Annotated in this window: 12 protein-coding genes and 1 pseudogene; 10 read left to right on the forward strand and 3 right to left on the reverse strand. The window is 61.0% G+C overall.

Annotation, left to right across the window (positions count from 1 at the left end):
• The first annotated feature begins 81 nt into the window (after positions 1-81).
• From ACP7AZ_RS16190 to ACP7AZ_RS16210, 5 genes and pseudogenes are all read left to right on the forward strand, one after another.
• Positions 82-774, forward strand: coding sequence for an IS6 family transposase (locus tag ACP7AZ_RS16190; RefSeq protein ID WP_426039651.1), 693 nt, complete (start codon positions 82-84; stop codon positions 772-774).
• A 412-nt stretch (positions 775-1,186) separates the two neighbouring features.
• Positions 1,187-1,579: pseudogene (locus tag ACP7AZ_RS16195) on the forward strand (DDE-type integrase/transposase/recombinase); the annotation flags it as partial.
• A 231-nt stretch (positions 1,580-1,810) separates the two neighbouring features.
• Positions 1,811-4,300: a CHASE3 domain-containing protein gene (locus ACP7AZ_RS16200; protein ID WP_426039652.1), complete on the forward strand. Its 2,490-nt coding sequence runs from the start codon at positions 1,811-1,813 to the stop codon at positions 4,298-4,300.
• Positions 4,300-4,686, forward strand: coding sequence for a response regulator (locus ACP7AZ_RS16205; protein ID WP_426039682.1), 387 nt, complete (start codon positions 4,300-4,302; stop codon positions 4,684-4,686). Before ACP7AZ_RS16200 ends, ACP7AZ_RS16205 begins: the two co-directional genes overlap by 1 nt.
• The gene (locus ACP7AZ_RS16210) at positions 4,683-4,964 is read left to right on the forward strand and encodes an Hpt domain-containing protein (protein ID WP_426039653.1); all 282 of its coding nucleotides are present in this window, start codon (positions 4,683-4,685) and stop codon (positions 4,962-4,964) included. The genes ACP7AZ_RS16205 and ACP7AZ_RS16210 overlap by 4 nt, the downstream gene beginning before the upstream one ends.
• A gap of 46 nt (positions 4,965-5,010) precedes the next feature.
• On the opposite strand, the gene ACP7AZ_RS16215 is transcribed toward ACP7AZ_RS16210, so the two are convergent.
• A complete protein-coding gene (locus ACP7AZ_RS16215) occupies positions 5,011-5,451 on the reverse strand; it encodes a response regulator (RefSeq protein WP_426039654.1) in 441 nt (146 codons plus the stop codon).
• Between the two features lie 18 nt (positions 5,452-5,469).
• On the opposite strand from ACP7AZ_RS16215, the gene ACP7AZ_RS16220 reads away from it, so the two are divergent.
• Positions 5,470-7,515 (forward strand): PAS domain S-box protein, encoded by a 2,046-nt coding sequence (locus ACP7AZ_RS16220; RefSeq protein ID WP_426039655.1) that lies wholly within the window; start codon positions 5,470-5,472, stop codon positions 7,513-7,515.
• A 74-nt stretch (positions 7,516-7,589) separates the two neighbouring features.
• Positions 7,590-8,738 (forward strand): endo-1,4-beta-xylanase, encoded by a 1,149-nt coding sequence (locus tag ACP7AZ_RS16225; protein WP_426039656.1) that lies wholly within the window; start codon positions 7,590-7,592, stop codon positions 8,736-8,738.
• 23 nt (positions 8,739-8,761) lie between these two features.
• On the opposite strand, the gene bcsS is transcribed toward ACP7AZ_RS16225, so the two are convergent.
• A complete protein-coding gene (gene bcsS, locus ACP7AZ_RS16230) occupies positions 8,762-9,451 on the reverse strand; it encodes a cellulose biosynthesis protein BcsS (RefSeq protein WP_426039657.1) in 690 nt (229 codons plus the stop codon).
• Between the two features lie 101 nt (positions 9,452-9,552).
• On the opposite strand from bcsS, the gene ACP7AZ_RS16235 reads away from it, so the two are divergent.
• From ACP7AZ_RS16235 to ACP7AZ_RS16245, 3 genes are read left to right on the forward strand one after another with little or no spacing between them, the layout of a single operon-like run.
• Positions 9,553-10,773: a PP2C family protein-serine/threonine phosphatase gene (locus tag ACP7AZ_RS16235; protein ID WP_426039658.1), complete on the forward strand. Its 1,221-nt coding sequence runs from the start codon at positions 9,553-9,555 to the stop codon at positions 10,771-10,773.
• Positions 10,770-11,123 (forward strand): STAS domain-containing protein, encoded by a 354-nt coding sequence (locus ACP7AZ_RS16240; protein ID WP_426039659.1) that lies wholly within the window; start codon positions 10,770-10,772, stop codon positions 11,121-11,123. Before ACP7AZ_RS16235 ends, ACP7AZ_RS16240 begins: the two co-directional genes overlap by 4 nt.
• A gap of 7 nt (positions 11,124-11,130) precedes the next feature.
• Positions 11,131-11,535: an ATP-binding protein gene (locus ACP7AZ_RS16245; RefSeq protein ID WP_426039683.1), complete on the forward strand. Its 405-nt coding sequence runs from the start codon at positions 11,131-11,133 to the stop codon at positions 11,533-11,535.
• Here the strand turns inward: ACP7AZ_RS16245 and ACP7AZ_RS16250 are convergent.
• Complete coding sequence (locus ACP7AZ_RS16250; protein ID WP_426039660.1) at positions 11,520-11,768, reverse strand: hypothetical protein; 249 nt, start codon at positions 11,766-11,768, stop codon at positions 11,520-11,522. The genes ACP7AZ_RS16245 and ACP7AZ_RS16250 overlap by 16 nt on opposite strands.
• Positions 11,769-11,790 lie beyond the last annotated feature (22 nt).

An 11,790-nucleotide genomic window follows, 5' to 3' on the forward strand; every position in this document is an offset into this window, starting at 1 on the left:
CAGGGGCCATCCACCCCATCAGGCGAACGATAAAAGGTCTCCGGTATTTGTGGCGTAAGCCGCTGGCGGAGAACACATTTCGTGAAGCCGATTTCGTTTAAGCGCCACCGGTTTCCGGCGGACGTTATCCGCCATGCGGTGTGGCTTTATTTCCGCTTCAGCCTGAGTTTTCGAGACGTCGAGGAACTCCTGGCGCAGCGCGGGATCGACGTCAGCTATGAGACGATCCGGTGCTGGACGATCAAGTTCGGGCCTTTCATCGCCAGGCGATTGAAGCGCCGCCGACCGGCGCCTTCGCCACGATGGCATCTGGACGAGATGGTCTGCTGGATCGCCGGAAGGCGGATGTATCTGTGGCGCGCCGTCGACGACGAAGGCGAGGTCCTGGACCTCGTGGTCCAGCGACGGCGGGATACGGAGGCGGCGTTGAGGCTTCTCCGACGCCTGCTGCACAACCAGCCGGTCGAGCCGGAGATGATCACGACCGACGGCTTGGCGTCGTACGGGGCAGCCCTGGATCAGCTAAATCTGAGGCATCTTCACCGGCCGGGCCGGCTTCGCGAAAACAACCGCGCTGAGAACTCCCACCTGCCGATCCGACGACGAGAACGCCAGCAGCAGCGGTTCAAATCCCAAGCCTCAGCCCAGAGATTCCTCACCACCCACGCGGCGATTTACAACGCCTTCAACACCCAGCGTCACTTGATCAGCAGACCAACCCTTCGCCGCTTTCGCGCCGAAGCGGCTTCCGCTTGGGCGGACGCGGTTGCCTGAATTCGACAGGGTAGGGTGGCTTTCGACTTGGCGCGCTTAACGTGACAGCACCAGGGGTGTTGTCAGGGTAAGATCCGAAGCTTCTACTTAGGCACAATTCAGGGGCACCGAGCAGACATAAAAGCGAAGAAATTCAGCGGAGGTTGGCCGTTCAACAGACCCAAACAACTCGCCTGTTGGGCATATCATTCAACTGGGGGCACCGATTGTGGCTTTACACTGACAATGTGGATCGGCGTCGAAATCGGACCCCGTCGAAAAGCGGCCTAGGCGGTTGAATTCGCTATATAAAAACGCGTTGGCGTGCATGCTGACTGGCGTCTGTCGGGACCCCGTCTCGCCCCAAGATGTTAAGCTCATTCAATATGTTATTTCATACCCGGTGGGGTCCCGCCTTGCGCGCCGCTCAACAGTCCTCGACGTCTTGGTCCAGCGTCGGCGGGATAAAGAGGCGGCTTTGAAGCTGCTCCGGCGGCTCCTTCACAACCAGCCAGTGGAGCCGCAGACGATCACGACAGACGGCCTGGCCTCATACGGCGCGGCTCTGGATAAGCTGGATCTGCGCCACCTGCACCGACCCGGCCGGCTTCGGGAGAACAATCGGGCAGAGAACTCCCATCTGCCGGTCCGACGACGGGAGCGACAGCAGCAGCGGTTCAAATCCCAAGCCTCAGCCCAGAGGTTCCTCACCACCCACGCGGCGATTTACAACACCTTCAGCATCCAGCGCCATTTGATCAGCAGACCCACACTTCGGCGTTTCCGCGCCCAAGCCGACGCCGCTTGGGCGGCCGCCGTTGCCTGATCGAGCCCAGGGTAGGGCGCTTTGCGCCTTGGGGAAGTTAGCCTGACAGCGCCTTGTTACCGGACAGGCCCTGCATCATCCGGATGCCCGTGATCGCGGTTAACCTGTCAGCACCTCTTCGGCGCTAGGTTGGTACCTGCATCGGAATCCATCATTGGGTGATGATCTCCAGTTCTACCGCGTCGGGGGCGAAAACTTTCTTCATGGTATTTCTTAGAGTCGGCGGGGGCGATGACGATCAGGTCTCAACTTTCTGCCGAGCTGCGATTTCGGCTGATGGCGGCCGCGGTTCTCCTTGTTATGGCTGTGATAGTCGTTCTGGCCGGACGGGAGCTGTATCGTGAGTTTTCCCGGGCCGAGGAGGCAAGGGACCAGGTCCAGCGATCGTATGAAACGCGGTCGCAGATCCAGAGTGTCTTCTCGCTGCTACAGGACGCCGAAACCGGCCAGAGAGGCTATGTTATCACGGGCGAGGAACCATTCCTTCGGCCCTATGCCCGTGCGAACGCAGACCTCGACGCCCAACTAGAGCAACTCGGCGAACTCTTCTCCGATCACCCCAGTCATTCCGCCAACTATGCGTCTTTGCTCGAACTCGTTGCGCGAAAACGCGAAACCCTGCGTCAAGCCATCATAACCCGGCGCGACGAGGGCCAGGACGCGGCCATCGCTGTTGTGTCTGCGGGAGCGGGCAGGGCGGCTATGGATGAGATCCGTGTCGTCATCGATCGGATGACGCGGCGAGAGGGGGCGGCTCTGGACGGCCTGTCGAAGGTCTTGAAGGCCCGGACACAGCAGAGTGAGCGCTTGGTTGCCGCGCTGTTCGCGGTCTTGGTCGTGGTTACGTGCGGGGGGATCTTACTGGGCGCGCGCTACCTGAGAACGCGGGATGGCCTACTCGCGGACGTCCAAGCGGCAGAAGCACGACAGCGCGCAATTCTCGACAGCGCGTTGGATGCGATCATTACCCTGAATCCGAGCGGAAGCATCGAGACGGCGAATGCAGCGGCCGAGCGCATGTTTGGATATTCGGCCAATGATCTGGACCGACGAGATATTTCACTGCTGATCGATGTCACCGGTGCCGGCGACGGTTCATTCCTGTCGCGGCTCGGGGCCAGTCACGGCGAGTTTGCCGATGGCTTGGTTCGCGAGTTGGTGGGTCGAAAGAGCACGGGGGCCGTGTTTCCCGTAGATGTCGCCCTGGGGCCCATGGATCTGGCGAGCGGACGGCATATGGTGGCCGTCATACGCGATATCACGGAGCGTCGCCGGGTCGAGCGGATGAAGGACGAGTTCGTGTCCACGGTCAGCCACGAACTGCGTACGCCTTTGACCTCCATCGCCGGCTCGCTGGGCCTTCTGGCAGGCGGTGCTTTGGGCGAGATGCCCGCGAAGGCGGGGCGACTGATTGAGATCGCCCACTCCAACAGTCAGCGCCTGATCCGGCTGATCAACGACATCCTTGACGTGGAGAAGCTCCAGTCCGGCCAGTTCGAACTGGAGCTGACGTCTCTGGACATGGAGACGGTGGTCGGCCGGTCGATCAAGGAGTCCGGAGCCTTTGCGGAAAGTCTTGGTGTTCGGGTGACTTTGGCGGCTGAGGGAGCAGCGCCTGTGCAGGGCGATCCGGACAGGCTGACGCAGGTCGTCACGAATCTCGTGTCGAACGCGGTGAAATTCTCGACCCGGGGCGGCGAGGTCCGGCTTCGCTTGCAGACCGGGCCGAAGACCGTTCGATTGAGCGTGATCGATGACGGTCCGGGGATTTCTGAGGCGTTTCGCGCACGCATTTTTGGCAAGTTCGCCCAGGCGGACAGCTCCGATACGCGGGCCAGAGGTGGGACCGGGCTCGGTCTCGCCATCGCCAAAGAAATCTCTGAGCGGCATGCCGGTCGACTTTGGTTCGAGTCGGTGGAGGGGGAAGGGACCACCTTCCATCTGGATCTTCCTCGAGCGGAGCGTGCGGGCGGCTTATCACCGGAGACGCGAGGCCGCCTTCTGATCTGCGAGCCGGATCGGCCGTCTGCCAAGGCGCTCGCCACGATGCTGACGGTGGAAGGTTTCGACGTCGACACCACGCATTCGACCAGGGCGGCCCTTTCTCTGGCGGGAGAGCGATACTACGCTGCAGTTCTGGTGGGCCTCGGTTCGCCCGAAACCAGCGGTGTGCGTTTGATCCGCGCCTTGAAGGAGAGGCCGGATACACGGTCGCTCCCTGTCGTGGTGCTTTCGGCTGATCTTGGCCCGGGAACGGCGTCTTTGCATGCCCTGGAAGTTGTAGACTGGATGGAGAAGCCGTTTGACCAGCAGCGGGTCAATCGTGCGGTAAGACGAATCACACTCAACGGCGGCCGATCTGTGGTGCTCCACATCGAGGACGACCCCGACATTCTCGAGATCACCCGCTGCGCCCTGGGGCAGGACGTCGATCTCCATCCGGCTGAAACCCTGGAGGCGGCGAGACGTTTCTTGTCGGTGCAAAGACCCGATCTCGTTATTCTTGATCTGGGGCTTCCCGATGGTAACGGGATGGAGATCCTCTCTGATCTCGCCGACGAGAATGGACGCTCGATCCCGGTAGTCATCTACTCGGCCCAGGAAATGGATGCCACAATCGGGGCGGCGGTCGAGGCGGTTCTGATCAAATCCCGAATGTCGTTAAGTCAACTGGCTGACACGGTGCGACATCTCAGCCGCAAATCGGACAAGGCGTCGTGATGACACCCTTGAAAGTGCTCCATATCGATGACGAGGACGATATTCGTGAGGTGGCGGCCTTTTCGCTTGAGATCGATCCCTTGATCAGTCTGCACTCAGCCGGGTCGGGCGCGGAAGGGTTGGCTGTGCTGGATGCAGGCCACGATCCGGATGTCATTCTGCTGGACGTGATGATGCCCGGCCTCGACGGTCCGGGGACCTTAAGTCTCATCCGGCAAAGGCCGGACCATGCGCACACCCATGTGATTTTCATGACCGCGCGCGCCAGGACCAGCGAAGTCGAGGAATACAAGGCGCTCGGGGCCTTGGGCGTGATCGTTAAGCCCTTCGACCCGATGTCCCTGGCGCGCGATCTTCGCGATATTCTCGCCGGAGGCGGCCAGTGAACGAAGCGGCCATGATCGCGCTCAAAGCGCGGTTCGCCGCGCGCTGCGAGGCCGACAAGGCCTCGCTACAGGCGATCGTCGATTCGGGGGACGTCTCCACGCCGGAGCTTCAAAGTCTAACCCACAAGCTTTCAGGGGCCGCCGGCACGTTCGGTTTTCCGTCGATTGGAAACGCGGCGGCGGAAATCGACAACGCCATCAGCGACGGGCGAACGCCGTCCCTCAACGATGTTCTGGGGCTGATCGGCGCGATGCAAACCGCATTGGGCAAAGTATGACCGCCGCCGTCGCGAACGGAGCCTCGCTATTGCCGAGCCGGAACCGTCAGTATCCGGCGGTCAATTTCCGCACCTGGTCAGCCAGGGTCAAAGGGTTGAACGGCTTGGTGATGATCCCGGCGATGTCCAAAGCCTGTAGGGCGGCCAAATCCTTCTCCATGATCCGGGCGGTGATGAAGATTGCAACAGGCTGGCGCGGTGATGTTTTCTCGCGAATCCTCGACAGAAGAGTTGGGCCGTCCATCTGGGGCATCATTACGTCGAGCATAACAACGTCCGGAACCCAGTGCTCGATGACGTCCAGAGCTTCTGCACCCGACGCTGCCGTTCGGACGTCGATGGCCGAATCCATTTGGAGCGACAACTCGGCGACTTCCCGAATGTCGTCATCGTCGTCCACGTACAAAATCGTCAAAGGCATGGCACGCTCGCGATTGATGGCAGAGGTTGTGACGATCCTGGCGTGGGTGACGGATTCCGCAGCCAACTTCCCGGAACCGCAGTCATGATCAATTCCGAGTCTGGGCGCCTTGCCGCACTGAGACACTATCAGATTCTCGACACGGGGCCGGAGGCTGTTTTTGACCGCGTGACCGAACTGGCGGCAGACCTATTCGGGGCACCAATTGCGCTTGTGTCCCTGATTGACGAGGATCGCCAGTGGTTCAAATCTGCGATCGGCCTCAACGTCACCGAGACCCCTCGGGAACAAGCGTTCTGCGCCCACACCATCCTGTCGGACGACGTCATGGTCGTTCCTGATGCGGAGCTGGACGCACGCTTCAGCGACAACCCGCTCGTTCTGGACGATCCTTTGATCCGCTTTTACGCCGGAGCCCCCCTGCGTCTGGCCAGTGGCCTGCGGATGGGGTCCCTGTGTGTGATTGACCGCAATCCGCGACCGCCGCTCACGCCCTCTGAAAAGCGCCGATTGCAGATCCTCGCCGAAATCGTGGTCAGTGAAATGGAGATGAGGCTGACCCGGGAACTGCTTGACCTCGCGAGGCAAGAGTCCGAGCGGGCGCGGAGCGCCATCGAGGAGCAGGAAAAACTGTTTCACGAGCTTGCCGACTCGTCGTTCGATGTCGTTCTAAAGGTCAGCACAGACAACACGATCCTATACGCCTCCTCGTCGATCCGGCGATATGGTTACGATCCCGACCGTTTGGTCGGCACGTCGTCTCTCGCTTTGATCCACCCGGACGATGTGGCGTCTCTCGTTGCGCGGCGTGCTCGGCTTTTCGTTGACGACGACCGCCCCAGCCCGCACGACAGCATCTATCGGATGCTGACGGCGACGGGCGGCCAGATCTGGGTCGAGGGCAATCCGACGATCCTGCGTGACTCTGCAGGCCAGTCTACCGCGCTCGTCACACAGCTGCGCGATATCACTGAACGAAAGGCAGTAGAGGATGCACTTGCAGCGAGCGAGGCCCGCTACCGCCTGCTCGCTGAGAACGCTACAGACGTCATCGGCTGTTATGGTTCCGACTCGCGTTTCACCTTCGTTTCGCCGGCCATCGAGGTGGTTCTAGGGTATGATCCGTGCGAACTGATTGGGCGCAACACGGCTGACTTCATGCATGCGGAGGATGTGCCCCGCATTCGCAAGGCGTTGCGCGACTATGTCGCCGCCGGCAAGGGTGCGGAGCCCATTCGGTTCGAATACCGCGCCTATCGCAAGGACGGCGCGGTCGTGTGGCTGGAGGGACATCCTCGCGCGATCTTTAACGAGGCCTCAGGAGAACTCGTCGGCTTTCAGGATGTGGTTCGCGACATTTCCCAGCGGAAAGCCTTCGAGCGTGAACTGGCCGCTGCGCGAGATGCCGCCGAGGCAGCGACGGCAGCCAAGACAGAGTTCCTGTCGAATATGAGCCACGAGCTGCGCAGCCCTTTAACCAGCATAATCGGGTTTTCGGGAATTCTCGGGGCATCTCCCGATCTCGGCGAGAAGGATCGTCGTTTTGCCACGCGGATCGGTGCAGCGTCGAACGCGCTTCTGACCATCGTTAACGACGTGCTTGACCTTGCGAGACTGGAATCCGGGCACCTCGACTTGATGCCCGAACCCACGGACGCCGAGGCGGTCGCGGCCAGCGTCGCGGACATGATGATCGACAGAGCGACCAGCGCCGGGCTCACACTTGTATACAGTGCGCGACCGAACCTTCCGCTCGCCTTGGTGGATTCTGCCCGGTTGCGTCAGGTGGTGCTGAATCTCGTCAGCAACGCCGTCAAGTTTACCGAGCGTGGCGGCGTCACAGTGTCGATTGATCGCGAGGCTGACCGCCTGATCGTCGTGGTGTCTGATACAGGTATTGGTATAGCCCCAGACCGACTCGACGAGGTGTTCGAACGATTTGTTCAGGCCGATACTTCCATCGCCCGTAAATTCGGGGGCACAGGTCTCGGCTTGGCCATTTCGCGGCGGCTCGCAGAACAGATGGGCGGCGAAATCACGGTTGAAAGCGTTGTCGGCGAAGGCACGACGTTTCGGTTATCGTTACCGACGGCAGAAGGCGGTATCACCATCGCGAAATCCATCGCCTGACTAGTTCGGACGATGCTAGATCACGAGCGTTGTGGTCTGGCCGCACCTTCAGCCGAACTGGCACTGATCCGACTATGCCCAACCGGCGCCACCTCCTCTCAGTCACTGGAGCGACCCTTCTGGCCGCTTGTGCCTCCACGCCCCCTCTCATCGACACCGGCACAGCGACATTGGCGGCGTTGGCGCGTTCGAAGGGTCTCCGGTTCGGTACGGCCTTGGCTGGGGGAAGCGCGCCGCTCCGAGGAGCGCTCGGCGACCCCACCTATTGCTCTCTTATCCAGCGGGAATGTGGCGTTCTTGTCCATGAGAACGATCTGAAGTGGCAGGTTCTCAGACCGTCCCCGACGGCGTTTGATTTTGTTCCGGCGGATCGGATATCGGCCTTTGCGTCGCAGTCCGGCATGCCCATGCGAGGCCACACGCTGCTTTGGCAGGACCAGCGTCGCTTTCCTCGGTGGGCCGCGGCTTACGACTATGGATCAAGACCGGCGCTGACGACCGCTCGACTGCTTGATGAGCATATCGCAACCGTCGTTGGCCGCTACACCGACGTCGTGGATTCCTGGGACGTGGTGAACGAGGCGGTGATCCCCGAAACCGGTGGCCTGCGCAGGACTGTGTTCTCGGACCACATGGGCACAGAAGCGCTTCTGGACGCGGCTTTCCATGCGGCGCGGGTGTCTGCCCCTTCCGCGCAGCTGGTGTACAATGACTATATGGGATGGGGAGCCGGACAGAAGGCGCATTGCAGCGGCGTGCTTCGCCTTCTGGAAGGGTTCTTGGCCCGAGGCGTTCCGATCGACGCCCTGGGCATCCAGGGTCACCTCGTAGCAATGCCGGACGATAGGGACGGCCAGACAGTGGCTATGGAACGCGACTGGCGCCGGTTCCTGGACGCTGTCACAGGCTTGGGCCTGCAGCTGGTGATTACAGAGATCGACGTCAACGACCGGGAACTACCGCGTCATCGTGCCTATCGCGACTCGATGGCTGCCGAAACGGTCCGCCGTTACTTGACGCTCATGCTGGACTACCCAGGCACTACGGACATTGTGTGTTGGGGCCTGGCTGACCGCTACAACTGGCTCCGCTACGAACCGGGATACGAACAATCAAATGCGGCTCGTCCCACGCCCTACGACAACAACTTTGTGGCTAAGCCCTTGCGAAACGCCATCGCGTCCGTCATCGCGGCCGCGCCAGAACGGCTCGCCAGAGTCTAGCCGCCCAATACTCGCATGATCATTTAGAAGACGCGGCTGACGCCGACCGAGAGATAGGCAGCGCGGTCTCCGTCATCGCGTTCGCTGTTGCCGACGGAGGCTTGCGCGGCCCATCCCGTTTTGAATTCGCGGCTCACGAAGACTCCAAGGCTCTTGTTTTTATAGCTTGGATCACCTTGAAGGCCGACCTCGAGTCCAGCGGAGATGCCCGATTGCGGCACGATCAGGCGACCGATCCGCCCCTGAACCTGATAACTCTCGTCGAACAGACCCAGGCTGCCGAACCAACCCAGCTGAAAATCGCCGATGTTTCGGGCACCGTCGCTCCCTACGGCCACGTCCCCGCGCGAACCTTGGCGGTCATTGCCTGGGTCCTGAGGCGACAGGTCTGTCTGAGTGAAGCGGGGTCCGATCGAGACGTTCGCCCGCCCCCATGGTCCGGACCACTGCTGCACCAACCCGACTTCAAGGCCGTAGTAGTCCGCTTCGATATCCGTTCCTGCGGTCTGATACCGATAGTTACCGCCGCTGATGGTGGAGCGAAACGCGAGCCCTGCCCCGAGGTTTGAGCCGGGCAACGCCGTAATCGCGCCAGCATAGGCCGAACTGCCCTCTCCCGAGGAGAATCCCGCATAAGCGACGCTCCGCGGGGCCTCTTGGGCGAAAGAGGGCAAGGCGAGGCTGGACAGGGCCACGATCAGGGCGGGCTTCACAGGCCAGATAGTTGACATTCTGAGGTAAGCCTTCGTCTCGACCCGACAAGGGTTCGTATTTGTGTGCGATAGAGTGAGGTAGACGACCAGATGAGTAAACGATGGCAACAGTTAAATATTCTGGGTCTGTAAAATCGCGCACGCCGCTAAGCGTTTTGATAGCAGAAGACGACGAACTCCAGCGCGCCTATTTGATGTTGGAGCTCGAGAGGTTTGGATGCCAGACCCATGGGGTTGAGGATGGCGCTCAGGCCTTGCTGGCGATTGCTGACCGTCATTTTGACGTTCTGATCACCGACTGGCAGATGCCGGAGGTGGACGGTCTCGATCTGATCCGCAAGGTTCGGACGGGTTACGCCGATTTACCTCTTCATGTCATCCTCATAACGGCGCGCAACGCTGACACCCTGACACGCCAGGCTCTTGAGGCCGGCGCAGATGGATTTCTTCGCAAGCCCGTAGACGAGTTACAGCTTGAACTGGCGGTTGCCTCGTCTCGTCGCGCCGTAGCCCTTCACCGACGGCTCGCTAGGCGAAATCGACGCTTGAAGGAGGCCCAGTCGGCCATCCGGGATGCTTATCGGCTGGTCCGGCGCGATCTGGAAGCGGCGGCTGAACTGCAGCGTCGACTATTGCCCCCTGTGGTGCTTCAGGGACCTGTCCAGTTTGCCTGGTCCATGCAGCAGTCTCTTCACATAGGCGGCGACACTGTAGGCGCGAAGCCACTGTCTAACGGCCGCGTCCTGTTCTTTCAGGTGGATGTCTCCGGTCATGGAGTGCCGGCGGCCTTGGGCTCGTTCATGCTTCACAACCGATTGTCCCAACTGTGTCCAGCAACGCCTGAGGCCCTCATCGAGACAGCCCTGACGCTCAACAGGGAAATCCTGGATCAGGTGAACGACAGCTATGCAACGGCGCTGCTCATGCTGGTGGAGGCCGACGGTGCCAGGGCCTGGATTGTTCGCGCCGGACATCCCTTACCGCTTTTGCTAAGAGCCGCAGGTGGTGTGGAATGGATCTCGGAGGGCGGACCGCCCTTGGGACTTCTTCCTGCCATCACCCTTGCGGTGGAGGAAGTCGATCTTTCAATCGGCGATCGTCTGCTTGTCTATTCTGACGGAGTGACCGAGTCCTCTGCGCCGACCGGCGAGCCTCTCGGCGAAGACGGTTTGGTCCAGTGGTGCGAAGCCCACCGGGGTGGAACACTTCCGGACTTTGTGGATGCTCTCGCATCCGGTATCGAGCGGATGCGCGCTGGCCGCCCCCCGGAGGACGACATTTCCATGCTGATTATTCAACGCACCGCGGAGCCCGTGAAGTGAACGACCGTTCTGAGGCCGCTGGCGTGATTGAGGTTTCCGTACCGGGCCCACGCCTGGATGCCGCTGCCGCGCCGGGCTTCAAGGCGATGGCCTCCGCCGCTTTCTCCAATCAACCGAGGCGAGCATTGATTGATCTGTCGCAGGTTACCTTCGTCGACAGTACGGGTCTGGGCGTGCTTGTTTCCCTGATGAAGATGATGCCGAGCGACGGGGCACTCGCCATTGTGGGTGCTCAACAGGCTGTAAGGCGCTTGTTCCAGATCACCCGTCTCGATAGCGTCCTTCCCCTTTACGCAAGTCGGGAGGAAGCCTTGGCGGCCCTGTCTACGGGAGAGACTGCTGCGCGTTGATCGCCAAATAGCGGCGGATCTCACGCTCGTTTCGCACGTGCTGGACGAAGTGCGTTCAGTCGCGACAGCAGTGAATCTTTCAGACGACGCGACCATCGATTTGACCCTGGCAGCAGCCGAGGCCCTGAACAACATCATCATCCACGGCTATGAGTCGCGGGCCGACGAAGTGGTTAAAATCAGCATTAGTGGGCTCCAAACCGGCGTGGAAATCGTCCTTACGGACACGGGACGCGTCATCCCCTCGGCGGTCCTGGAAGCATCACAGGCCTTCTCGGACCCGGCCTCTATGATGGACGAAAGCGGACGTGGCTTTGCGATCATCAAGATGTGTGTCCAAAACTGGAGCTACAGTTCTGTTGACGGCGTTAACCGGCTCACTCTGGTGCGCGGCGATCAGGGCGCTGCCTGATCGGGAGAACTCCCTTGGGCCGCGTCGCTGTCGGGAAGGGGGATCAGGCAGGCGTGGCGGCGATCTGCGTCACTCGAGTCCAGGCGGCGCGCTGGGGCCTGCGCTTCTCTTTCGCAGGTTTCCGTACCCGCCAAGGTCGCGGCTGACCGACGCAGCAGGTGTTCCCGATCGCGATCCAACCCGTCCTCGATCTTCACGATGATGATCGATCCGACGATCAGGGCGACGATCATTATTAGATTGCCTCTGGCCTTG

This window comes from Brevundimonas sp. DC300-4 (assembly GCF_049897365.1).
GTDB lineage: Bacteria > Pseudomonadota > Alphaproteobacteria > Caulobacterales > Caulobacteraceae > Brevundimonas.